At 72.7% G+C, this 22,509-nt stretch carries 22 protein-coding genes; 17 read left to right on the top strand and 5 right to left on the bottom strand.

Annotation, left to right across the window (positions count from 1 at the left end):
* Nucleotides 1–66 precede the first annotated feature (66 nt).
* The 8 genes from Asi02nite_RS05635 (at nt 67) to Asi02nite_RS05600 (ending at nt 8,760) form a co-directional block, all read left to right on the top strand.
* Entirely contained in the window at nt 67–1,290 is a 1,224-nt protein-coding gene (locus Asi02nite_RS05635) for an amino acid ABC transporter substrate-binding protein (RefSeq protein WP_203711065.1), read from the top strand.
* A gap of 5 nt (nt 1,291–1,295) precedes the next feature.
* Nucleotides 1,296–2,183, top strand: coding sequence for a branched-chain amino acid ABC transporter permease (locus tag Asi02nite_RS05630; protein ID WP_203711064.1), 888 nt, complete (start codon nt 1,296–1,298; stop codon nt 2,181–2,183).
* A complete protein-coding gene (locus tag Asi02nite_RS05625; protein WP_239126507.1) occupies nt 2,167–3,237 on the top strand; it encodes a branched-chain amino acid ABC transporter permease in 1,071 nt (356 codons plus the stop codon). The genes Asi02nite_RS05630 and Asi02nite_RS05625 overlap by 17 nt, the downstream gene beginning before the upstream one ends.
* A complete protein-coding gene (locus Asi02nite_RS05620) occupies nt 3,215–3,943 on the top strand; it encodes an ABC transporter ATP-binding protein (protein WP_203711063.1) in 729 nt (242 codons plus the stop codon). The genes Asi02nite_RS05625 and Asi02nite_RS05620 overlap by 23 nt, the downstream gene beginning before the upstream one ends.
* Nucleotides 3,933–4,670: an ABC transporter ATP-binding protein gene (locus Asi02nite_RS05615; RefSeq protein ID WP_203711062.1), complete on the top strand. Its 738-nt coding sequence runs from the start codon at nt 3,933–3,935 to the stop codon at nt 4,668–4,670. The genes Asi02nite_RS05620 and Asi02nite_RS05615 overlap by 11 nt, the downstream gene beginning before the upstream one ends.
* A gap of 11 nt (nt 4,671–4,681) precedes the next feature.
* Nucleotides 4,682–5,635, top strand: a complete 954-nt coding sequence (locus Asi02nite_RS05610) for a LamG-like jellyroll fold domain-containing protein (RefSeq protein WP_239126506.1) — start codon at nt 4,682–4,684, stop codon at nt 5,633–5,635.
* Nucleotides 5,636–5,673: 38 nt separating this feature from the next.
* A complete protein-coding gene (locus Asi02nite_RS05605; protein WP_203711061.1) occupies nt 5,674–7,746 on the top strand; it encodes a PQQ-dependent sugar dehydrogenase in 2,073 nt (690 codons plus the stop codon).
* Between the two features lie 69 nt (nt 7,747–7,815).
* A complete protein-coding gene (locus tag Asi02nite_RS05600) occupies nt 7,816–8,760 on the top strand; it encodes an arginase family protein (RefSeq protein ID WP_239126505.1) in 945 nt (314 codons plus the stop codon).
* 53 nt (nt 8,761–8,813) lie between these two features.
* On the opposite strand, the gene Asi02nite_RS05595 is transcribed toward Asi02nite_RS05600, so the two are convergent.
* Genes Asi02nite_RS05595 through Asi02nite_RS05585 form a run of 3 tightly spaced genes read right to left on the bottom strand, consistent with a single transcriptional unit; the run spans nt 8,814 to nt 11,724 of the window.
* Complete coding sequence (locus tag Asi02nite_RS05595) at nt 8,814–9,641, bottom strand: ABC transporter ATP-binding protein (RefSeq protein WP_203711059.1); 828 nt, start codon at nt 9,639–9,641, stop codon at nt 8,814–8,816.
* Nucleotides 9,638–10,678 (bottom strand): FecCD family ABC transporter permease, encoded by a 1,041-nt coding sequence (locus Asi02nite_RS05590; protein WP_203711058.1) that lies wholly within the window; start codon nt 10,676–10,678, stop codon nt 9,638–9,640. Before Asi02nite_RS05590 ends, Asi02nite_RS05595 begins: the two co-directional genes overlap by 4 nt.
* Nucleotides 10,675–11,724 (bottom strand): FecCD family ABC transporter permease, encoded by a 1,050-nt coding sequence (locus Asi02nite_RS05585; protein WP_239126504.1) that lies wholly within the window; start codon nt 11,722–11,724, stop codon nt 10,675–10,677. Before Asi02nite_RS05585 ends, Asi02nite_RS05590 begins: the two co-directional genes overlap by 4 nt.
* Nucleotides 11,725–11,833: 109 nt before the next feature.
* Here Asi02nite_RS05585 and Asi02nite_RS05580 point away from each other — a divergent pair, with 109 nt between their 5' ends.
* The 7 genes from Asi02nite_RS05580 to Asi02nite_RS05550 all read left to right on the top strand — a co-directional run bounded on the left by Asi02nite_RS05580 (nt 11,834) and on the right by Asi02nite_RS05550 (nt 17,848).
* The gene (locus Asi02nite_RS05580) at nt 11,834–12,847 is read left to right on the top strand and encodes an iron-siderophore ABC transporter substrate-binding protein (RefSeq protein WP_239126503.1); all 1,014 of its coding nucleotides are present in this window, start codon (nt 11,834–11,836) and stop codon (nt 12,845–12,847) included.
* Nucleotides 12,844–14,586, top strand: a complete 1,743-nt coding sequence (locus tag Asi02nite_RS05575) for an ABC transporter ATP-binding protein (RefSeq protein ID WP_239126502.1) — start codon at nt 12,844–12,846, stop codon at nt 14,584–14,586. The genes Asi02nite_RS05580 and Asi02nite_RS05575 overlap by 4 nt, the downstream gene beginning before the upstream one ends.
* The gene (locus tag Asi02nite_RS05570) at nt 14,583–15,350 is read left to right on the top strand and encodes an energy-coupling factor transporter transmembrane component T family protein (RefSeq protein WP_203711056.1); all 768 of its coding nucleotides are present in this window, start codon (nt 14,583–14,585) and stop codon (nt 15,348–15,350) included. Before Asi02nite_RS05575 ends, Asi02nite_RS05570 begins: the two co-directional genes overlap by 4 nt.
* A gap of 5 nt (nt 15,351–15,355) precedes the next feature.
* Nucleotides 15,356–15,904: an ECF transporter S component gene (locus Asi02nite_RS05565; protein ID WP_203711055.1), complete on the top strand. Its 549-nt coding sequence runs from the start codon at nt 15,356–15,358 to the stop codon at nt 15,902–15,904.
* Nucleotides 15,905–15,907: 3 nt separating this feature from the next.
* Nucleotides 15,908–16,729 carry a siderophore-interacting protein gene (locus tag Asi02nite_RS05560; RefSeq protein ID WP_203711054.1) on the top strand — a complete coding sequence of 274 codons (822 nt, stop codon included), beginning with the start codon at nt 15,908–15,910 and terminating at the stop codon, nt 16,727–16,729.
* Between the two features lie 236 nt (nt 16,730–16,965).
* A complete protein-coding gene (locus Asi02nite_RS05555; protein ID WP_203711053.1) occupies nt 16,966–17,574 on the top strand; it encodes a DUF3159 domain-containing protein in 609 nt (202 codons plus the stop codon).
* 82 nt (nt 17,575–17,656) lie between these two features.
* Nucleotides 17,657–17,848: a BBE domain-containing protein gene (locus tag Asi02nite_RS05550; RefSeq protein WP_203711052.1), complete on the top strand. Its 192-nt coding sequence runs from the start codon at nt 17,657–17,659 to the stop codon at nt 17,846–17,848.
* Between the two features lie 29 nt (nt 17,849–17,877).
* Here Asi02nite_RS05550 and Asi02nite_RS05545 read toward each other — a convergent pair whose 3' ends face one another.
* A complete protein-coding gene (locus tag Asi02nite_RS05545; RefSeq protein ID WP_203711051.1) occupies nt 17,878–19,320 on the bottom strand; it encodes an MFS transporter in 1,443 nt (480 codons plus the stop codon).
* 143 nt (nt 19,321–19,463) lie between these two features.
* Between Asi02nite_RS05545 and egtB the strand changes: the two genes are divergently transcribed.
* Nucleotides 19,464–20,705: an ergothioneine biosynthesis protein EgtB gene (egtB, locus tag Asi02nite_RS05540; protein WP_203711050.1), complete on the top strand. Its 1,242-nt coding sequence runs from the start codon at nt 19,464–19,466 to the stop codon at nt 20,703–20,705.
* Nucleotides 20,702–21,637 (top strand): L-histidine N(alpha)-methyltransferase, encoded by a 936-nt coding sequence (gene egtD / locus Asi02nite_RS05535; RefSeq protein ID WP_203711049.1) that lies wholly within the window; start codon nt 20,702–20,704, stop codon nt 21,635–21,637. Before egtB ends, egtD begins: the two co-directional genes overlap by 4 nt.
* Here egtD and Asi02nite_RS05530 read toward each other — a convergent pair.
* Nucleotides 21,634–22,485: a hypothetical protein gene (locus tag Asi02nite_RS05530; protein WP_203711048.1), complete on the bottom strand. Its 852-nt coding sequence runs from the start codon at nt 22,483–22,485 to the stop codon at nt 21,634–21,636. The two genes, egtD and Asi02nite_RS05530, sit on opposite strands and share 4 nt — an antisense overlap.
* Between the last annotated feature and the right edge of the window lie 24 nt (nt 22,486–22,509).

The raw sequence follows: 22,509 nt of genomic DNA, 5'->3' as shown, positions 1-22,509 counted from the left end.
CACAGCCTAGGCTACGAAAGCGCTTTCGCAAGCGCTTCCGTCCCCGGCTCGAAGGAGCGCCCGGAGATGTTGAACCGAACGACCCGCACCAGATGGGCCACCGCGGTCGGCGCGACCCTCGCACTCGCGCTCGGCGCCTGCGGCGGCGACGAACCAGAGCAGGCCTCCACCGACGAGCCCATCGTCGTCGGGATCTCCTTGCCGCTCACCGGAGACTTCTCCGAGCCCGGCAAGGGTGTCCAACGTGGTTACGAGGCCTGGGCGAAGATCACCAACGACAAGGGCGGCCTGCTCGGCCGCACGATCGAGCTCAAGGTCCTCGACGACCAGTCCAACGCCGACCGGGTGGTGGCCGACTACGAGCAGCTGATCGGCAGCGACCAGGTCGACATCGTGGTGGGTCCCTTCTCGACCCGCCTGGTCGTGCCCGCCGCCCGCGTGGCGGAGGAATACGGCATGCTCTTCGTCGAGCCGGCCGGCGCGGCCGCCGAGGTCTTCCAGCAGGGCTTCAAGAACCTGTTCTACGCCGCACCGGCGGTGGCCAACGACCACTACAACCACCTCGCCGAGCACCTGCTCGCCCTCCCGCCGGGGCAGCGTCCGACCACGGCCGCCTACGCGGCCATGGACGACCCGTTCGCCCAGGGCACGGCCTACGGCCTCAAGGCCAAGCTCGAGGCCGGCGGCGTCAAGACGGTCGTCGACGAGGTCTACCCGCCGAACACCACCGACTTCAGCAGCATCGCCGCGAAGATCGCGACGTCGAAGGCCGACATGGTGGTGGGCGGCTCGCAATATCAGGACGGCGTCAACCTGATCGTCGCCCTGCAACAGCTCAACTACCAACCCAAGCTCGCCGCGTTCTCGACGGCGCCGACCAGCCCCGAGTTCGCGGCGGCCATCGGCAACAAGACGGCGGGCATCCTCTCCCCCACGGGTTACACGCAGGACGCGCCGTACGAGTCGAACAAGGAGTTCGTCGAGAAGTACACGGCGCAGTTCGGGTCGCCGCCCGAGGAGGACGAGGCCAACGCCTACACGACGGGCCAGGTCGTGGCCGCCGCCATCACCGCGGCCGGCTGCGCCGAGCAGGGCGAGTGCCAGAAGAAGCTGGTCGACTGGGTCCGCGCCAACAAGGTGGACACCGTCGTCGGCCCGCTCTCCTGGGACGAGACCGGCAAGCCGCAGGGCGCCCACATGATCCAGCAGTGGGTGGGCGGCGAGATCAAGATCGTGCTTCCGGCCGACGCCAAGGAAGCCGACCTCGTCTACCCCAAGCCGGCCTGGTGAGCTGAATGCCGTCCGGCGCCCTGCTCTTCCAGAGCGTCATCCTCGGCCTGCTGCTGGGAGGGCTCTACGCCCTCCTGGCGGCGGGGCTGACGCTCTACTTCGGAATCATGCGGGTCGTGATGATCGCCCACTCGGCGTTCCTCATCCTGGCCGCCTACCTGGCCTGGTGGTCGCACACCGAGCTGGGCATCGACCCGCTGCTGTCGATGGTGGTGACCGTCCCGCTGTTCTTCGGCTGCGGGGTGCTGCTGCAACGGCTGCTGCTCGCCCGGCTGCGGGCGGTCACGCTCACGATGATGTCGGTCCTGCTGACGTTCGCGATCGCGGTCGTCATCGAGGGCCTGCTCGGTTACGTCTTCTCGGGCACGCAGCGCCGCATCCAGCTCGGCTACGGCGCGGCGAGCCTGGAGCTGCTCGGCGCCCGCATCGCGGTGGTCAAGCTGATCGCGTTCGGGCTCGCCGGCGTCGCGCTGGCCTCGCTCTATCTCGTCATGAAGAAGACGACGTTCGGCTGGGCGCTGCGCGCGACCATCCAGCACCGCGACGCGGCCAAGCTCGTCGGCATCGACACCGACCGGGTGGCCGGCTACGGCTTCGGCCTGGGCCTCGCCACGGCGGCGGTCGGCGGCACGGCGCTCTCCCTCGACACCACCATCTACCCGTCGCTGCACTGGCACTGGATCGGCCCGCTGATGGCCATCATCGTGGTCGGCGGCCTCGGCAGCGTGCCGGGCGCGGCCGCGGCGGCGATGGTGCTGGGCCTGGCGCAGAGCCTGCTGCAGATCGAGCTCGGCACGACCTGGGCGCAGACGGTGTTCTACATCGCGCTGTTCCTCACGCTCGCGGTGCGGCCGCAGGGATTCTTCGGAGGTCGCCTTGCCCAGCGCTTCTGAGCGGCTGCTCACCCCGACCCGGGCGGCGGGCGGTGTCGCGCTCCTCGCGTTCGCGGCGGTCGCGCTCGCGTACCCGTCGATCGCCCCGAATCCCTATCTCCTGTCGGTCGGCATCGTGGTGCTCAACTACGCGGTGCTCTCGACGAGCTGGAACTTCGTCGGCGGGTTCACCGGCTACATCTCGCTCGGCCACGGCGCCCTGGCCGGCCTCGGCGCCTACGGCACCGGCCTGCTCGTCACCAAGGCAGGCCTGCCCAGCTTCGTCGCGCTGGCGGCCGCCGCGGTGATGGTCGCGGTGCTCGCGGTGCCGCTCGGGTACGCGGCCCTGCGCGTCCGCGGCGCCTCGTTCGTCATCGTCTCCATCGCGCTGGTGCTCGTCACGCTGCTGGTCTTCCAGAGCTGGGCGTCGTTCACCGGCGGCTCGCGCGGCCTCAACGTGCCCCGCCCGTTCCCGGGGCTGCTGCGGCCCGAGCACCACCGCGTGTTCTTCTACCTGTTCCTCGCGCTGCTGGCGGTCGCGCTGCTCGTCTGGTGGCTGATTGACCGGTCCCGGTTCGGGCTGGGGCTCAAGGCGATCCGCGAGGACGAGGACAAGGCCGAGGCACTGGGCACGCCGACCTTCGCGTACAAACTGGTGGTTTTCGTCGTCTCGGCCTTCTTCACCGGGCTGGCGGGCGGCCTCTACGCGCTCTGGTTCGGCGACCTCGACCCGATCTTCCAGTTCAGCATCCTGACCGGCTCCTACATGGTGCTGATGGCGCTGCTCGGGGGCGTCCGCAACCTGTTCGGCCCGCTGGTCGGTGCGCTGCTCGTCGGGTCGGCGCTCGAGTACTTCAAGGTGGAGTTCGGCAACACGCCCCTGCACCTCGTCGCCACCGGCGTGCTGCTGGCGCTGGTCGTGCTCTTCATGCCCGACGGCGTGCTGCCCGCGCTCGGCGCGCTGTTCCGGCGCTTCTCCCCCACGACCGACAGCTCGATCCGCGAGGTCACGGCCGCGGAGCTGGCCGCCCAGCGCACCGGAGGTGACCTGCATGCGCAGTCTCGAAACGGTTGAGCTGACCAAGGCGTTCGGCGGCAACGTCGTGCTCGACAAGACCTCGGTGAGCTTCCGGCACGGCAAGGTGAACGCGCTGATCGGGCCCAACGGGTCCGGCAAGACGACGTTCTTCAACTGCGTCACCGGGATGATCCGGCCCGACAGCGGGCGGGTCACCTACGGCGGCACCGACATCACCCGCCGCACGCCGCACGTGATCGCCCGCGCGGGGCTCGGCCGCACGTTCCAGCTCTGCCGGGTCTTCCCGCGGATGACCGTGCTCGACAACGTGCTCGCGGCCACCCGACCGCACGGGGTCAACCTCTTCCGCGGGGCGCGCGGGCGGGCCGAGGTCGACCGGGCCCGGGACTGGCTGACCCGCCTCGGCATCGAGCACCTCGCCGGCGCCGAGGCGCGCAACCTCTCGTGGGGCCAGCAGAAACTGCTGGAGCTGGCCGGTGTGCTGATGAGCGAGCCCGAGACCGTGCTGCTCGACGAGCCGGCCGGCGGCGTCAACCCGGCGCTGCTCGACCGCATCGGCGGGCTCGTGCGCGACCTGAACGCCGAGGGCCGCACGTTCGTCATCGTCGAGCACAACATGGACCTGGTGATGAGCATCAGCGACCACATCGTGGTGTTCGACCGCGGCCGGCCGATCGCCGAGGGCCCGCCCTCGGTCATCCGCACCGACGAGCGCGTGTTGGGAGCCTACCTTGGCGTCTGAGATCGAGCTCCTCGATGTCCAGGCCGGCTACGGCCGGGCCGCACCGGTCCTTCGTGGACTGACCGTCGAGGTGCCGGCGGGCACGATCGTCTGCCTCGTCGGCCCCAACGGTGCCGGCAAGTCGACCGTCCTCAAGGTGGCCAGCGGCCTGCTGGCGCCACGGTCCGGCACGATCAGGGTCGGCGGCGTCGAGGTGACCGGGCAGGGTCCACAACGGATGCTCGCCAGCGGCGTCGCGCACGTGCTGCAGGGGCACAGCGTCTTCGCCGAGATGACGGTCGCCGAGAATGTGCTGCTGGGCGCGTACACCATCAAGGACAAGGCGCGGGTCGCCGCGCGCACCGAGTTCGTCCGCGACCTGTTCCCCGTCGTCGCGGAGCGCTGGGACACGCTGGCCGGGCTCCTCTCCGGCGGCCAGCAGAAGCAGGTCGAGTTCGCCCGCTCGCTGATGGTCGACCCCAAGGTCGTGCTGCTCGACGAGCCGTCGATGGGCCTCGACCCCAAGGCCACCAGCACCGTGTTCGAGCAGGTCGTGCGGATGCGCGACGCCGGCACCGCCGTGCTGCTGGTCGAGCAGAACGCCCGCCGCGCGCTGGAGACCGCCGACATCGGCTGCGTGCTCGACCTCGGCCGGGTCCACATCTCGGGTCCGGCCGCCGACCTGCTCGCCGACCCGCAACTGGCCGATCTCTACCTCGGCGGCCGGCCCGCCGAACCCCGCCCGTAAGGAGGCATTCAGTGCGGAAAGCCGTCCTCGCCACCGCCACCGTCCTCGCCGCCGGCCTGTTCGCCGGCACCGCCGCCATGCCCGCCTCGGCCACGAACGACGGGCCCCGCGACGTCTACCCGTCCCTGCGCGACGATCTCGTCTCCTACTACGACTTCGACCACCCGGTCTCCGGCGACGCGGCGCTCGAGCGCGACCAGGGTCGGTCCGGCACCGAGATCGACCTCGTCAACGGCGGCACCGCGATGCGCGTACGCGAGCGGGCCTTCAAACACAGCGGCAACGCGCTGCAGACCCGGCAGGTGGATCCGGCTGTCACGGGCAACGACGACTGGAAGGCCGGCATCTACGCCCAACCGGGTGTGCGCACGCTGCGCCCGTTCAACGCCGTCGCGGGTACCACCGTGATGGGTTGGTTCAAAGTGGACATGGACGGGCCCGCGCTGAACTCCAACACGCCGGCCCCGGACGACCGGTTCAACGCGATCGGGCTCGCGGGCGTGCTGACGGGCGACTCCGACGGGCACGGCGTGCGCGCGCTGCTGGAACTGATCGACGTCAACGGCGAGCTTCGCCTGGTGGCACTCGGTCGGCGGCTCGACGGCGGCAACTCGCAGACGTTCGCGGCGAGCCAGCCGTGGCAGGCGCTGCTGCCGCGCGGTGAGTGGGTGCACCTGGCCGCCACGTTCGACTTCGGCGACGGCACGCTGGCGCTCTACCGCAACGGCCGGCCCGTCGAGGGGTTCTACACGCGCACCGACGACCCGTGGCTCGTCGCCGGCCCCGGCCCGCACGTGACGACCGCGTCGGACCCGCGCGGCATCAAGATCGGTGGCAGCTTCCCGCAGGACACCCGCGAGCAGAACCCGTGCGACTGCCGGATGGACTCGCTGATGTTCCTCGACACCGTTGTCTCGGCGCGCGACGTCGAGAAGCAGTACCGGCACATGACCCGCGGGCGCTGACACGCCCTTCCGTCCCACGAGAACGGAGTCAACTCGCCGTGCGCAGATCCCTGGCGACCGCCTGCCTCACCGCCGGCACGCTTGCCCTGTCCCTGCTCGTCGGGTCGCCCGCCCACGCCGCGGACCCGATCTACGACCCCGTGCCGACCGCCCAGGTGCAGAGCCGGCTCGGGCTGGTGCTCTCGGAATACACGTCATTCCCCAAGTCCGAACCCACCCCCGCGCCGACCGACGGCCGGCTCATGCGGCAGGCCCGGATCAACACGATCATGGAGGTGCCGGACGGCTCCGGGCGCCGCGCGGTGCCGGACCTCAACGGCAAGCTCTACTTCGTCGAGGGCGGCGTGCCGCACGTCTACCTCGACGTCGCCGGGACGTTCGCGCCGCAGTTCTTCTCCGGACGCGGACTCGGCCAGGGCTTCGGCTACGTCGCGTTCCACCCCGACTTCAAGCGCAACGGCAAGTTCTACACGATCCACACCGAGCAGGCCTCGCTGACGACCGAGGTGCCCGACTGGCAGCAGGCCGGCACTATCCTGTTCCACGGTGTGATCAACGAGTGGACGGCCGGCGACCCGGCCGCCGCCACGTTCGAAGGCACCCGGCGCGAGGTGCTGCGGATCGGCTTCGCCGGCCAGGTCCACGGCATCCAGGAGATCAACTTCAACCCGACCGCGCGGCGCGGCGACGCCGACTACGGCAACCTCTACCTGGCGGTCGGCGACGGCGGCACCGGCGTGCGGAACACCGAGCCGCAGAACCTGGCCCTCCCGCACGGCAAGCTGCTGCGGATCGACCCGCTCGGCACCAACGCGGCGTCCGGGGCGTACGGCATCCCGCCGTCGAACCCGTTCGTCGGCCAGGCGGGCAAGCTCGGCGAGATCTTCTCGTACGGCTACCGCGACCCGCACCGGTTCTCGTGGGACCGCGCCACCGGCAGGATGTACCTCGGCCACATCGGCGAGCACGCCATCGAGGCGATCTACGAGGTGCGGGCCGGCGACAACATGGGCTGGAGCGAGCGCGAGGGTGCGTTCGTCTTCGACAAGGCGTCCACCAACCCGTGCGACAAGATCTTCCCGCTCCCGGCCGATGACGCGGGATACACGTACCCGGTGGCGGCCTATGACCATGACCCCGCTCCGGGCTGGAACTGCACCTCGGACGTGGGTGTCGCGGTGGCCGGCGGGTTCGTCTACCGCGGCCGGGACGTGCCGGCGCTGCGCGGCAAGTACGTCTTCGGCGACCTGGTCGACGGCCGGGTTCTCTACACCGAGGCGTCCGAGATGCGCCGGGGCCGCACGCCGGCGACGATCCACCGGCTGGCGCTGTTCAACGCCGCGGGTGAGTCGGTGCGGATGCAGGACCTGTCGGCTCCGGGCGCGCCCGGCGACCCGAACCGGGTCGACCTGCGGTTCGGCACCGACGCGCAGGGTGAGCTCTACATCCTGGCCAAGGCGAACGGCAAGATCTGGAAGGTCACGGGTACGCGCGAGTTCGCGAGCGGCGCCGTCGGCAACACGTCGGTGCGCGACACGATGCGCCCGACCAACTGGGCGCCGGTGACGCCGTCGAAGTGGCAGTTCCGGAACGGCCAGGTCATCCTGGCCGAGGCGGGCGAGGCGCGGCCGGGCCCGCGGCGACCGTTCGAGTACGCGGTGCTGACGGCCGGCCCGGTGTTCGGCGCGGTGGAGGTCACGGGCGAGGTCCGGCTGGACACACCGGTCGAGGTGACCAACCGCGACGTGATCATCGTGTTCGGCTACCGGTCCGACACGGAGTTCTACTACGCGCACGTCTCGACCGACAACACGATCCTCCCGCACAACGGCATCTTCAAGGTCAACAACGCCGACCGCGAGCGGATCGACTACCAGTGGAACGGCCGTTCACTGGGCGCGAACCCGGCGATCGTCGACGCGAAGTGGCACACGGTGCGGGTCAAGCACCTGCCGGCCACCGGCGAGATCGCGGTCTATGTGGACGGTGCCCGGGATCCGCTGATGACCGCGAAGGACACCACGTTCACGTCGGGCCGGGTGGGCTTCGGCTCGTTCGACAACATCGGCCGCCTGCGCGACCTCCGGGTCACGGGCACCCCGGCGACCTGACTGGGGGCAGGGAAGGCGGGGCGCGGTGACGACGAGGTCACCGCGCCCCGCCGCCGTTAGGCTCGGGTGATGAGCGGTTGGTTCCTGCTCGGCGCGCCGTGGGACAGCTCGGGCTCGCGGCGTGGCGAGGAGCGGGCACCCGGCGCGCTGCGCGCGGCGGGACTGGCGGGCCGGGTCGCCGTGGACCTGGGCGACGCGGCGACCGTGATCGGCGGCGAAACCCGCGACCCGGCGACGGGTGTACGGGCCTTGCCGGACACCCTGGCCGCTACGCGGGCCCTGGCGGAGGCCTTGGCGCACGGGATGCGGGCGCATCCGGAGCTGCGACCACTGGTCGTGGGTGGCGACTGCAGCCTTTTGCTGGGGGTGTTCGCTCATCTGCGGCGCGCGCACGGTGACGTCGGGCTGTGGCTGGTCGACGGTCACCCGGACTACGTCGACGCGCAGGCGTCGGACACTGGCGAGACCGCGGACATGGAGTTCGCGGCACTCACCGGCGCCGGACCCGCGGTCCTCGCGGGTCGGCAGGTCGTGGTCGCCGACGACGAGGTGCTCCCAGGGCGGCAGGGTCGGTCGGATGAGATCGCGGAGACCGCGCCGATGGTGGCGAGTCGCCACGCGGCCCTGATCGGCCATCGCACGACGGACCTCGACGCCGGCGCGGTGGCGGAGTTGGCCCGGGTTCCCCGCGACGTGCTCACCATCGACGCGCGGGCGGTCGTCGACGATCCGGGCGCTGCCGGCCGGCGCGCGGCGGCCTGGGCCGCCGGGCTCGGCGTGCCGATGTGGCTGCACGTGGACGTGGACGTGCTCGACCCGTCCGCCCTGCCCGCGGTGACCTATCCACAGGCCGGCGGGCCCGATCTCGACGACCTCGCGGACCTGCTCGCGCCGCTCGCGGCCGCGCCCGGGCTGATCGGCGTGAGCGTCGCCGACTTCCGCCCGGACCTGGACCCGGACGGCCGGCACGCCAACCGGTTGGTCGCCCTGCTCGACCAGGCACTGTGGACTTGAGCCGGTCGGGTCACCGGGCCATCGATCCATCATCGCGGACCGCGACCCGCCCGTCAGCCCGCGTTCGCGGGCACCGCGGGAGTCGCGGCCGTCCGGTGGGAGCGGTGCAGCGGGACGACCATCGGGGTGTCGGTGGCTGGGGCCGGGATGACCAGGCACGGTACGCCGAAGACCGTGGCCACCAGGTCCGCCGTGAGGATCTCGGCGGGCGGGCCCTGGGCGACGATCCTGCCCGCCTCCATGACCACCAGGTTCGTCGCGTAGCGGGCCGCCTGATTGAGATCGTGCAGCACCGCGACGATCGTGCGGCCGCCCTCGTGCAGTTCCGCGCAGATGTCCAGGACGTCGATCTGGTGGGCCAGGTCCAGGAACGTCGTCGGCTCGTCCAGCAGCATGATCGAGGTCTGCTGCGCGAGCACCATCGCCAGCCAGACCCGTTGGCGTTGGCCGCCCGACAGCTCGTCGACGTAGCGGTCCGCCAGGTCCGTCACCCCCGTCAGGCGCATCGCGTCCGACACCGCGTCGGCATCCTGCGCCGACCACTGGCGCAGCAGGCGTTGGTGCGCGAAGCGGCCGCGGGCCACCAGGTCCTCCACCACGATGCCCGGTGGGACCAGCGGTGACTGCGGCAGCAGGCCGAGGCGGCGGGCGACCTCCTTGGTCGGGTACGACGCGATCTCCGCACCGTCCAGCACCACCGCACCCGATCGCGGGCGCAGCACCCGGGCCAGCGCCTTCAGCAGCGTCGACTTGCCGCAGGCGTTCGGGCCCACGATGACCGTGAACGAGCCGTCGGCGATGTCGAGGTCCAAGGTGGAGACGACCGGGGATCCGTCGTACGCCAGCGTCAGTTCGCGCGCACCCAGCCGAGCCGAAGTCATGTGAGCTGCCTTCCCCGTCGCCACTCGCCGGCGAGCAGCCACACCAGATAGAGGCCGCCGAGGGCGGCGGTGACGACGCCGACCGGGAGGTCCAGCGGCAGGATCCGCCGGCCCACCCAGTCGGAGACGGTGAGCAGGAACGCGCCCATCGCGGCGGCCGCACCCAGGCCGGCGCCCGGCGAGCGGGTCAGCCGGGACGCGAGCTGCGGCGCGGCCAGGGCCACGAAGGCGATCGGACCCGAGACCGCCGTCGCCACCGCGGCCAGGGCGACGCTGACCACCGCCAGGACCAGCCGGGACCGTTCGGCCCGGATGCCGTGCGCCGTCGCGGTCTCGTCGCCCAGGCTGAGCATGTCGAGGTCGCGGCCGTAGCGGAGCACCAACGGCAGCAACAGGACGAGCGCTCCGCCGATCAGCGCCACCTCGAACATCGTGCTGTTCGTGATGCTGCCGATCAGCCAGAGCTGCGCCTCCATCATCTCTTCCAGCCGGGCCCGCACGATCAGCAGCGTGTCGAAGGCGACCAGCATCGCCGAGACGCCGATGCCCATCAGCACGAGCCGCACCGGCTGAGCGCCGCGCCGGAAGGCCAGCAGGTAGATGACGCCGAACGTGGCCAGGCAGCCGACCAGCGCGCCGGCCGCGACCGCGAGGCCGTCGCCGCCGAGGAGCAGCATGACGACGAGCGCGCCCGTCGCCGCACCGGCGGTCAGGCCGATGAAGTCGGGGCTGCCGAGCGGGTTGCGGGTCAGGGTCTGGAAGATGCCGCCGCTGATGCCCAGCGCGGCGCCGACGAGCATCGCCACCAGCACCCGCGGCAGCCGCAACTCCCGCACGACGTAGGCGGTGCCGTCGCCGGCCGTGCCGAACAGCGACCGCAGCACCTCGCCGAACGGCACCGGGAAGTCACCGGTCGACAGGTTGACCAGCGCCAGGGCCAGCGCCGCCAGCACCAGCACCGCGCTGACGACCACGCTGCGCGGGCGGACCCGGAGCGACCAGGCGCCCGCCCGCACGGTGACCCGGCGGGCGCTCACAGCACTCCGACCCGGCGCCGGCGGCACAGCGCGATGAACACCGGGCCGCCGATCAGCGCGGTGATGATGCCGACCGGGAGCTCGGAGGGAGCGACGACCACCCGGCCCAGGACGTCGGCGACCAGGAAGACCACGGGCCCGAGCAGCGCGGACATCGCCAGGACGGCCCGGTTGTCGGTGCCGACGAGCAGCCGGGCTGCGAACGGCACGGCCAGGCCGAGGAAGGCGATCGGGCCGACCGCCGCAGTGCCCGCGCCGCAGAGCAACGTGACCACCACCATGCCGGCGAACCGGATCACGCCGGGGCGCGCGCCGACCGCCTTGGCCGCCTCGTCGCCGAGGGCGAGCGCGTTCAGGCCGCGACCGAGGGCCAGCGCGCCCGCCACCCCGAGCGCCAGGAACGGCAGCACCTGGAGGAGCACGTCGTAGCCGCGGTCGGTGAGCGAGCCGACATCCCAGTGCCGGTAGCGCAGGAAGGAGTCGGGCCGGGTCGCCAGCACGGTCCAGATCAGCATCGTGAGGACCGCGTCGACGGCGACCCCGGCCAGCACCAGCCGGTCGGGCGTCGGGACCCGCCCGGCGCCGCCCAGCAGGAACACCGCGACCGAGAGCAGGCCGGCGCCCGCGAACGCGAACCAGACGTAGCCGCCGAGCGAGTTGGTCCCGACGAACGCGATCGCGATGACGACCCCGGTGGCCGCGCCGGTGTTGACGCCCAGCAGGCCGGGCTCGGCGAGCGGGTTGCGGGTCAGGGCCTGCATGACCGCGCCGGCCAGGCCCAGGGCGGCGCCGACCCCGATTGCGAGCAGCGTCCGCGGGAGGCGTACGTCGTGGACGATGGCCGACTCCGCGGAACCGTCCGGATGCCACAAAAGGTGCCATACCGTGCCCGGCTCGATCCAGCGCGTGCCGATCGCGACGCTGAGCACGACGGCGACGCAGAGCAGCGCGAGCGCGCTCGCGACGCCGATGGTCGAGCGCCGGCGCGGGGCGGGCCGCCGGGGCGGGGCGGTCTCCGTCGGCGCCGGAGAGACCGCGGTGAGCAATCCCGCCTCCCTCGTAGACAGTTAGGGCAGGCTAACCTATGCTCCCGGTCGAGTCCAGCAATGCTCCACCGGAAGGAACCCCATGCGTCTGGGTCGTCATATCGCCGCCGTGACCAGCGTTGCGCTGCTCGCGGCCGGCCTCTCCGCCTGCGGGTCCGACGACCCGACGGACGCCGCGCCCGCGGCCGGCTCGGCGGCTGCCTTCCCGGCCGTCATCGAGCACAAGTACGGCACGACCACCGTCCCCGCCGAGCCGAAGCGCATCGTCGTCGTCGGCCTCGTCGAGCAGGACGCCCTCCTCGCGCTGGGCATCACCCCGGTCGCGACTACCGAGTGGTGGGGCGAGCAGCCCGGCGCGATCTGGCCGTGGGCCAAGGACGAGCTGGGCGGCAACCCGGTCCCCCAGGTGCTCAAGCCGACCGACGGCATCGAGATCGAGAAGGTGCTGGCGCTCGACCCGGACCTGGTGCTCGGCGTCTACTCCGGAATGACCAAGGAGGAGTACGAGAAGCTCTCGGCGCGCGTACCCACCGTCCCCGAGCCCAAGGGCGTCATCGACTTCGGCGCGAGCTGGCAGGAGCTGACCCGGGTCGTCGGCGCCGCGGTCGGGAAGACGGCCGAGGCCGAGAAGGTCATCTCGGACATCGAGGCGCGCTTCGCCGCGGCCCGGCAGGCCAACCCCGCGTTCGCGGACAAGGTCGCCGCGGTGGTCACCTACTACCAGGGCATCTACGTGTACGGGTCGCAGGACGCCCGCGGCCGCTTCCTGAAGGACCTCGGCTTCAGGCTGCCCGACGGGCTGGACGCGTTGACCGGCACCGAGTTCGGCGTGACGCTGAGCCCGGAGAAGACCAACCTGGTCGACACCGACGTCCTGGTCTGGCTGATCGACGACTACGCCAAGGACAGGGCGTCGATCCACGCCAACCCGCTGTACGCCACCCTGAAGGTCAAGAGCGAGGCCCGCGACGTGTTCCTCGAGAACGGCGAGGTGCTCGGCGCCGCGACCTCCTTCATCACGCCGCTGAGCCTGCCCTACCTGCTGGACAACCTGGTGCCGCAGATGGCGACGGCCATCGACGGCGACCCCGCGACCGAGGTGAAGCGGGCCCCGCGGCAGTGACCACACCGCTGATCGCGTTCGCCGGCGTCGCCGTGCGGCACGAGCTGCCCGGCGCCGCCGACGACGCGATCCGGTACGGCCGGCCGACCCCGGCGGGCGTCTCCTTCGACGTGCACCCGGGCGAGGCCGTGCTGCTGCTCGGCCCGTCCGGGTGCGGCAAGTCGACGCTGACGTTGACCTGCAACGGCCTCGTCCCGCAGGTCGTCACCGCCCGGATGGACGGCGCGGTGCGGGTCGCCGGCCGGTCCACCGTGGACTCTCCGGTCCCGGAGCTCGCCGCGCACGTGGCGATGGTGTTCCAGGACCCGGACGCCCAGGTCGTGATGGCCACCGTGCTCGACGAGGTCTGCTTCGGCCCCGAGAACCTGTGCGTGCCGGCCCCCGAGGTGCGCGAGCGGGCGGAGGACGCCCTGCGCACCGTCGGTCTGTGGGACCGGCGCGACGACGACCCGGCCCGGCTCTCCGGCGGCGGGCGGCAGCGGCTCGCGATCGCCTGCGCGCTGGCGCTGCGGGCTCCGTTGCTCGTGCTGGACGAGCCCACCGCCAACCTGGACCCGGCGGGGGTCGAAGAGGTGCACGCCCTGCTGCGCCGGCTCGTCGCCACCGGCGCGCACGCGGTGCTGCTGGTCGAGCACAACCTCGACACCGCCGTGGAGCTGGTCGACCGGGTCGTCGTGCTGGACGGCGCGGGGCGGCCGGTGCTCGACGGGCCGGTCCGGCCGACCCTGGCCGACAACGCCGATCTGGTGGCCGAGCTGGGTGTCTGGTTGCCACAGTCCACACTGGCCGCACTGCGGCTGCGCGACCACGGCGTGGACCTGGCGCCGCTGCCGCTGACCCCCGGCGAGCTCGCCGCCGCGCTCGACGCGCGGCCCGCCCTGCCGCCGCCTTTGGCACCGCCGGCACCACCACCGCCGCGTGAACCGGTAGTCCGGGTGTCCGGGCTGACCGTGCGCCGCGGCGGCGTACCGGTCCTGCACGACGTCGACCTCACCGTCGCCGCGAGCGAGCTGGTGGCCGTGGTAGGTGCGAACGGCGCCGGCAAGACCACGCTGGCCCAGGCGGTCGCCGGCGTGTTCGCCCCACCCCGGGACACGGTGCGGATCGCCGGGGTCGACCCGGCCCGGTCCGACGGCCGCACGCTCTCCGGGCTGGTCGGCTTCGTCTTCCAGAACCCCGAGCATCAGTTCGTCACCGGCCGCGTCGACGACGAGCTCGCGCACGGGCTGCGGCTGCGCGGCGTGGCGGCGGCCGAGGTGACGGCGCGGGTCGACGACGTGCTCGACCGGTTCGGGCTCACGGAGCTGCGCGACCGGCACCCGTTCCTGCTCTCGGGCGGCCAGAAGCGGCGGCTCTCGGTCGCCACGGCGATCATCTGCCGGCCCCAGATCCTGGTCCTCGACGAACCCACGTTCGGGCAGGACCGGCAGCGGGCCGGAGAGCTGCTCGGCCTGCTCGCCGACCTGCACCGTGCCGGCACCACGGTGCTGGTGGTCACCCACGACATGCAGCTCGTCGCCGACCACGCGACCCGCGTGGTGGTGCTCGCGGACGGCCGGGTCGTCGCCGACGCACCGCCGGCCACCGTCTTCGCGGACGCGGAAACCCTTGCCCGGGCGGGGCTGCGCCGCCCGCCGCTCGCCCGCGCGACCGGAGCGCTGGTCAACCACCCGGAGTGGCGCGCGGTCACCCGGCTCGCCGACGTCCCGGCCGGAGCCGTCGCGGCGGTGCGCCCGTGACCGTGACGGACCTCCGGTCGTACAACCCGTTGGTGAAGGTCCTCGGGCCGATCCCCGCGATGGTGGTCGCCATCGGCTCCCGCGACCCGGTCACCCCCGCCCTGTTCGCCGCGCTCGCCCTCGCCCTGCTGCTGGCCGGCGGCCGGCTACCCGCGCGAACCCTGGGCCTGGTGGTCGCCGGGACGACCGCGCTGGTCGGGGTGATGACCGTGTCGTTCGGTGCGTGGACCGACCCGGCGCTCGTCGACCACACCCACGCGCTCGTGCGGCTCGGGCCGCTCACCCTCTGGTCGGGCGCGCTGGAGAACGGGCTCGCGACCGGCCTGCGGGTGGCCGCCGTCGTGCTGCTCGCGTTGGTGTCGGGCCTCACCACGGACGGCGCCGACCTGGTCCGGGCGATGATCACGCAGCTGCGGCTGCCCTACCGCGTCGGCTACGCCGGCCTCGCCGCCATGCGGTTCGTGCCGCGCTTCGGCCAGGAGCTGGAGACGATCCGCAGTGCCCACCGGGTCCGCAGGGTCGCCGGCGGCCGAGGTCCGGTCGCGGCGGTCGGACGACAGCTCGGGTACGCGATCCCGCTGCTGGCCGGCGGCATGCGGCACGCCGACCGGGTGTCGCTGTCGATGGAGGCGCGTGGCTTCGGCGCCCACCCCACCCGCACCGAGCGCCGGCACGTCCCGTTCCGGCTCCGCGACGTCGTGCTGCTGACCGCGCTGGTCGCCAGCGCCCTGCTCCTACCCCTCGTGTCCGGAGGTCCACGGTGAAGAAGATGACGACCCGGTTCCTGATGGCCTGCGCGGCCATCGGGGCGGCGACCGGCGTGCTGCTGATACCCACGAACTTCGCGGCGTTCAGCGTCTCGGCGAGCGTTCCCCTGGCGTACGCGCCGATGGTCGGGCTCTGGATCATCGGCCCGGTGGTCGCGCTGGCGGTGCTGCGCCGGCCCGGGTCCGCGGTGCTCACCACGTTCATCGCCGGTGTCATCAGCATCCCGACGCCGGCCGGGCCGAGTGCCGTCGTCACCTGCCTGATGGTGGGCACCGCCATCGAGCTGGGCTTCCTGGTCACGCGGTACCGCGTCTGGGCACCCTGGCTGTTCCACCTCACCGCCGCGGTCTTCACCGTCCTCTATGCACTGTCCGCCTACGCGGCCTTCGACATCTCCACGATGCCCGCGTGGGCGCAGGTCGTCTTCTTCGCGCTGATGCTGGGCAGCCAGGCCGCGTTCACCGCGCTCGGGCTCGTCGTCGCGCGCCGTCTGGAGGCCACGGGCGTCGCCCGCGGCATCGCACCCCGTCGTACCGTTCCGGAGGCCTGAGCAATGGCGAGCTACAAGGGGCGCAAGCCTGTCGACCCGCACGTCCTGATGGTGGACGTGGTCGGCACCAAGCACATCAGCCCGCACGTGATCCGGGTGACGCTCGGTGGCGCCGGGCTCGACCAGTTCACCGCGGTCGGCTTCGACCAGTGGATGCGCCTGTTCCTGGCGCGCGAGGGCCAGGAGACACTGCGCCTGCCGACCCGCTCCTCGAGCATGTGGTACGCGCAGTACCTGGCCACACCGCGGGCGAAGCGGCCGCACGTGCGCAACTACACGGTGCGGGCCTTCCACCGCGACCTGCGGGAGCTCGACGTCGACTTCGTCGTGCACGTCGAGGCCGACGGCAGCAGCGGGCCGGCCGCCGCGTTCGCCACGACCGCCCGGCCCGGCGACCAGATCGGCCTGCTGGACCAGGGGGTCGGCTACAACCCGCGGCACGCCCACGACTGGACGCTGCTCGTCGCGGACGAGACCGGGATGCCGGCGGTGGCGGGCATCTGCGAGTCGCTGACGGACGAGGCGCGCGGTCTGGCCATCGTCGAGATCCCGAGCGGCGCGGACCGCCAGGCGTTCCGGACGCCCGACGGGATGCGGGTGGTGTGGCTGCACCGGGACGAGGCGCAGGCGCCCGGTGTGCCGGGTGCGCTCGCGCTGGAGACGCTGCGCGGCGCCGATCTGCCGGACGGGGTGATGTACGGCTACCTGGTCGGCGAGTCGGCGCTCGTCACGGGCGGACGTAAGCACCTGATTACTGAGCGTAGTATTTCCAAGGCGCACGTCGACTTCGTCGGGTACTGGCGGCACGGCCACGCGGCCAGGTGACAGCGGGTGACAGGCCTCACGAGGGGAATTTCGTGAGGTCTCGTCCCTCTTTCGCCGGATACGCGGGATTACCGGGAGTCGCGTTCAGGTGGCCTGGCTACGGTGGGCTCTCCGCCCGAGACGATTCCCCCGGGAGTTGAACCACCATCAGCCACGACGAAGCGGGTCCCCACGTCATCGAGCTCGGCGCCATCCGACCAGCACTGGTCCGCGCCGCTCGCCTGTTCGCTGAGACCGTGCTCGTACCGACGGGCCTTCTCTACATCCTGTTGCACACGGCCGGGCTGCTGCCCGCGCTGATCGCGGTGATCGGGTGGTCCGTCGGCACGGTGACGATCCGGTGGATCACCGGCCGCCACCTCCCCGGCACGCTGCTCGTCTGCACGGGCGCGATGGTCGCGCGGGCCTCGGTCTCGCTGGCGCTGTCCAGCGCGCTGATCTACTTCGTCCAACCGGTGATCGCCTCGGTCTTCATGGCGGCGCTGTTCCTCGGCAGCGCCCTGCTCGGCCGGCCCATCACGATGCGGCTGGCCCGCGACTTCGTCCACCTGCCGGCGCACCTGCACAGTCACCCGGGGCTGCGCCGGGTCTTCATGCAGACGGCCGCCCTGTGGGGCCTGGGCCGGCTGGTCGACGCGGGGATGAGCCTCGGCTTCCTGCACATCGGCCTCGACGCGGCCCTGCTGTCCCGGGGCGTGCTGAGCGGCGTCCTCACCGTCGTGATGGTCGGCGTCTGCGCCCTGTGGGGCATCCGGGCGTTGCGCCGGATGCCGGACGTCACCTTCAACTTCGGTCGCAAGTCGACGCCCGCGCCGGCGGCGACACCCGCCCTCGCCGCGGCCTGACCCTCGGCGCTCACGGCCGGCCGCACCCCTCAACCGCGCCGGCCCGGCGCCGCGGCCAGGGTCCGACGTCCCGGCGGAGGCCATGCTGGCGGCGCTGGCGCCCTGGGTGGCCGGGAGCGCGATGGTCAACTTCATGGGCCACTACGACGCGGCGGCCGGCGGGGCCCGGCGGGGCTACGAGCCCGCGACCTACGAGCGACTGGCCCGGATCAAGCGGGCGTACGACCCGGCGAACCTGTTCCGGTTCAACCACAACATCGCGCCGGCGGGCTGACGGACCGCCGGGTCGGGGGTCAACCGCCATTACTCAGGCGCCGTGACGCCGCGCGGGCACGACGGTTGGACGCGGCGCGCCGGTTCCGGCGCCGGGCGCAGGTTCAGCGCGAGCAGCGCGGTCACCGCGATCCCGCCGGCGATCACGAACACCGCCGTCCGGAAGCCGTCCGCCGTGGCCACCCGCAGCGAGTCACCGGTCAGGCCCGCGGTGCCCGCGTCGGCGACCAGCACGAGCAGGGCGAGGCCGACGGCGGCCCCGATCGACGTGCTGGTCGACGTGATCCCGGAGGCGACACCCTGCTCGCGGTCGGCCACCCCGACGCCGGCGGCGATGAAGATGACGGTGAACGAGATGCCGTCGCCGACGCTCATCAGGATCAACCCCGGGATCAGCGCCGCGTACGAGCCGTCGGGTGACATGGCCAGGCCCAGCGCGAGCGCGCCGACCGCGCCGACGGCGAGCGCCACCACCAGCGTGGGCCGCAGGCCCCAGCGGGTCGCGGCACGGCCGGCGAAGAGCGAGCCGGCGACGACCACGACGGTCGGGACGAGGAACGCCACGCCCGTGCCGAGCGCGTCGTAGCCGCGTACGTCCTGGAAGTAGAGGGTCAGGAAGTAGAGCACCGAACCGAACGTCGCCCAGAACATGAACGCCATGGCCACGGCGGTGGCGAGGTTGCGGTTGCGCAGCAGGTGCGGCGGCACCAGCGGGTCGCGGCCTCGCCGTTCGATGACCGCGCAGGCCGCCAGCGCGACCACCGCCCCGGCCAGGCTGGCGACGACGCCCGGCGACGCCCAGCCGAGGTTCGGGCCCTGCACGAGGGCGAACACGAACAGCGTGATGCCGAGCGCGGCGGTGAGGGCGCCGGGCAGGTCGAACCGGCGGCCGGCCTCGCGGCCGCGGTCGGCGGGGATCAGCACGAACGCCAGCAGCAGCGCCAGACCGGCCAGCGGCACGTTGACGAAGAACACGGCCTCCCAGCCGAGCCCCTGGGTCAGCACACCGCCGAGCAGCACGCCCACGACGAGTCCGGCCGCTCCGGTGCCGCCCCAGACCGCCACGGCCCGGTTGCGCTCGGGTCCCTCCGGGAAGGTGGTGTTGATCAGCGCGAGGGTGCTCGGGAAGACCAGCGCGCCGCCGAGGCCCTGCACGGCCCGGGCCACGAGCAGCACGACGGGGGTCGGGGCCAGGCCGCCGAGCAGCGACCCGACCGCGTAGAGCGTCAGGCCGGCGACCAGCACCCGCCGGCGGCCGAGCAGGTCCGAGGCGCGGCCGCCGAGCAGCAGGAAACCCGCCGACGCCACGGCGTACGCGCTGATCACCGCCTGCAGGGTCTGGGTCGAGTAGCCGAGCCCCCGGCCGATCTCGGGCAGCGCGACGACCACGATGTACTGGTCCAGCGAGACGATCAGCATCGCGAACGCGAGCAGCGCCAGGACCGCCGTGCGCCGGCGGGCTTCGGTCGTCATCCTGTGGGCTCCCGGGTGATCTGAGGATTCTTCCTTTTCGAGCGGGTTCGCCCGGCTAGCCTGACATCGCGGCCCGTCCCGGAGCCGCCGGACACGCGTGACGAACCGTCACGGGACACAGAAGGCAGCCGAGGAGGGCTCGCATGACGCTCGCCATCGACACCCCGCAGCTCGTCGCGCGCTTCGTCGACGTGCGGTCCACGACGGACGCGCTGGCCGCGCGGTTGACCGCCGAGGACCAGACCGCGCAGTCGATGCCGGACGCCAGCCCGACCAAGTGGCACCGGGCCCACACGACCTGGTTCTTCGAGGAGTTCGTGCTGCGACCCGACCCGTCGTACACGATGTTCGACCCGAGCTACCGCTATCTGTTCAACTCGTACTACGAGGCGGTCGGGCCGCGGCATCCGCGCCCGCACCGCGGGCTCGTGACGCGACCGGGCGTCGTCGACATCGGACGGTACCGGGAGTACGTGACCGAGGCGGTCGTGCGGGCGCTGGACGCGGGGCGGCTGGACGACGCGGCCCGCGCGCTCGTCGAGCTGGGGTGCCACCACGAGCAGCAGCACCAGGAGCTGCTCGTGATGGACGTCAAGCACCTGTTCTCGACCCACCCGTTCGGTCCCGTGTACGTCGAGCGGCCGGCGGACGACCTGAGCGCCCCGGCGGCGCAGGGCTGGTCGCGGATCCCGGGCGGGATCGTCGACATTGGACACGACGGACGCGGGTTCGCCTACGACAACGAGGGGCCGCGGCACCAGGTGCTGCTGGCGGACTTCGAGATCGCCGATCGGGCGGTGACGGTGGCCGACTGGCTGGAGTTCATGGCCTCCGGCGGCTACGGGCGGCCCGACCTGTGGCTGTCGGACGGGTGGGCCACGATCCGGGCCGAGGGCTGGGTGGCGCCGGGCTACTGGGAGCTGGTCGACGGGCGGTGGACCACCTACACGCTGTCCGGGCGGCGGCCGGTGGTGCCGGGCGAGCCCGTCTGTCACGTCTCGTTCTACGAGGCCGACGCGTTCGCCCGGTGGGCGGGCGCCCGGCTGCCCACCGAGTTCGAGTGGGAGACCGCCGCTGCGCACCGGGCGGGTGAGCGCGGACAGTTGCTCGACGTCGACCGGGTGCATCCGGGCCGGGCGGGCGCGGCCATGGTCGGTGACGTGTGGGAGTGGACCGCGTCGGCGTACCTGCCGTATCCGGGGTTCGCGCCCGCCGCCGGGGCCGTGGGTGAGTACAACGGTAAGTTCATGTCCGACCAGCACGTTTTGCGCGGCGCCTGCGCCGCGACGCCGCCGGGGCACGAACGGCTCACCTACCGGAACTTCTTCCCCGCGCGGTCCCGGTGGGCGTTCAGCGGGCTGCGGCTGGCCCGGAGCGCGGCGTGACGACCGGCGGGCTCGCCGGCGACGCGCTCGCCGGGCTGTGGCAGACGCCGCCGTCCCTGCCGGCGCGCTGGTTCTACGACGAGCGGGGCAGCCGGCTCTTCGACGAGATCACCCGACTGCCGGAGTACTACCCGACGCGGCGCGAGGCGGAGATCCTGCGGGCGCACGCGGCCGAGATCGCGGCGGGCAGCGGGGCGGACACGCTGGTCGAGCTCGGCGCCGGCATGTCGGTCAAGACCCGGATCATGCTGGACGCGTTCGTGGCGGCGCGGGGCACGCTGCGGTTCGTGCCTCTCGACGTGAGCGAGGTCGTGCTGACCGAGGCCGCGGCGGCCATCGCCCGCGACTATCCCACCGCGACGGTCGAGCCCGTGGTGGGTGACTTCGACTCGCCGCTGTCCTTCCCGGGCGAGCCGGGCGGGCGCCTCGTGCTGTTCCTCGGTGGCACCATCGGGAACTTCGACGACGAGCGGCGGGCGGCGTTCCTCGGGCGGCTGCGGGCCGGGCTCGGCGTGGGCGACCACCTGCTGCTCGGCGCCGACCTGGTGAAGGAGCCCTCGCGGTTGCTCGCGGCGTACGACGACAGCGCCCGGGTCACCGCCGAGTTCAACCGCAACCTGATCGAGGTGTTGCGGGCGACGCTGGACGCCGAAGGGCTCTACGTCGACGACTTCGAGCACGTCGTGCGCTGGAACGCCGAGCAGCACCGGGTCGAGATGTGGCTGCGCGCGCGGCGGGACGTGACCGCGCGGTTCCGCGCGCTGGGCCGCGACTGGAAGCTGCCCGCGGGCGACGGGATGCTGACCGAGATCAGCGTGAAGTTCCGCCTGCCGGCCCTCGGCGCGGAGCTCGCGGCCGCCGGGTTCGCGGTGGCGCGCACCTGGACCGACCCGGCCGGCGACTTCTCCGTGACGCTGGCGCGCGCGACCTAGCGCGGGGCCGTCGCCCGGGCCAGGACACGGGTCCAGCCCCGCTCCGGGGCGGCCCAGACGTGGCGGTCCGCGTAGTCCCAGGCGTAGACCGGGTTGCCGTCGCGGACCAGGTCGCAGAGTTCTGGCAGCGCCAGCTCGGCGGCGGACCACTCGTAGAGCCGCTGCAGGCGGGGTTGGATGACGCCGTAGTCGAGGGTGTGGCCGAGCCTGTTCTCACGGTCCAGATAGGACCGCAGCTCGCCGGCCGGTGGGTAGTGGTCCGGCAGGACGCGGCGCAGCGCGAGGAACACGCCGGCCATGCCGAGCCGCGGGTCGCCGAGGAACCGGCCGAGAACGGCCAGGCGGCCCAGCGCGAGGCCCGGCGCGGCGACCAGCGCGTGGGTGTAGAGCACGCGGAGCAGCGCGACGTTGAGGAAGAAGCGTTCGAGCACGGGCTCGCCGTCGGCGAGGCCCCGGTGGTCGAGATAGCCGCGGACGATGCTGGCGTTGTGGGCCGCGTACCAGTGCCGTGGGGTCGGCTCGTCGATGAACCTCAGCCATAGGCTGACGGCGGGCTCGGTCGTGTCGCCGGCCGGGGTGCCGCCCGAGCGGGCCATGGCCTCGCAGCCGTCGCGGAGCAGGCGCTCGTTGACCGCCCGCCACCACGGGCTGCCCGCCGCGGGGTCGAGTACGCCGCGGTCGGCCTGCCAGTGCATGAAGGACATCGCGGCCCGCCGGAACGGCACGTGCCGCGGGGCGCGGCCGAACGGGCCGCGGTAGGTACGCGACAGCAACGCGATGCGCTCGCGCGGCTCGTCGCGCACCGCGGCCACCTGCGCGGCGGCCCACTCCGCGGCGGCGTTGCCCATGCCCGTCCCTCCTGGGGCCGAGGA

Origin of the sequence: Asanoa siamensis (genome assembly GCF_016862555.1) — a bacterium.
Taxonomy (GTDB): domain Bacteria; phylum Actinomycetota; class Actinomycetes; order Mycobacteriales; family Micromonosporaceae; genus Asanoa; species Asanoa siamensis.
The sequence above is the reverse complement of the archived record's forward strand: the minus strand, read 5'-3'. Positions and strand labels throughout refer to the sequence as shown.

What these genes read in the sequence shown, in the direction of transcription:
- Asi02nite_RS05565 (WP_203711055.1), top strand. Translation starts at nt 15,356, where the DNA reads ATGACGACCCGGTTCCTGATGGCCTGCGCGGCCATCGGGGCGGCGACC.
- Asi02nite_RS05560 (WP_203711054.1), top strand. Translation starts at nt 15,908, where the DNA reads ATGGCGAGCTACAAGGGGCGCAAGCCTGTCGACCCGCACGTCCTGATG.
- Asi02nite_RS05595 (WP_203711059.1), bottom strand. Translation starts at nt 9,641, where the DNA reads ATGACTTCGGCTCGGCTGGGTGCGCGCGAACTGACGCTGGCGTACGAC.
- Asi02nite_RS05530 (WP_203711048.1), bottom strand. Translation starts at nt 22,485, where the DNA reads ATGGGCAACGCCGCCGCGGAGTGGGCCGCCGCGCAGGTGGCCGCGGTG.
- Asi02nite_RS05630 (WP_203711064.1), top strand. Translation starts at nt 1,296, where the DNA reads ATGCCGTCCGGCGCCCTGCTCTTCCAGAGCGTCATCCTCGGCCTGCTG.
- Asi02nite_RS05620 (WP_203711063.1), top strand. Translation starts at nt 3,215, where the DNA reads ATGCGCAGTCTCGAAACGGTTGAGCTGACCAAGGCGTTCGGCGGCAAC.
- egtB (WP_203711050.1), top strand. Translation starts at nt 19,464, where the DNA reads ATGACGCTCGCCATCGACACCCCGCAGCTCGTCGCGCGCTTCGTCGAC.
- Asi02nite_RS05635 (WP_203711065.1), top strand. Translation starts at nt 67, where the DNA reads ATGTTGAACCGAACGACCCGCACCAGATGGGCCACCGCGGTCGGCGCG.
- Asi02nite_RS05545 (WP_203711051.1), bottom strand. Translation starts at nt 19,320, where the DNA reads ATGACGACCGAAGCCCGCCGGCGCACGGCGGTCCTGGCGCTGCTCGCG.
- Asi02nite_RS05550 (WP_203711052.1), top strand. Translation starts at nt 17,657, where the DNA reads ATGCTGGCGGCGCTGGCGCCCTGGGTGGCCGGGAGCGCGATGGTCAAC.
- Asi02nite_RS05600 (WP_239126505.1), top strand. Translation starts at nt 7,816, where the DNA reads ATGAGCGGTTGGTTCCTGCTCGGCGCGCCGTGGGACAGCTCGGGCTCG.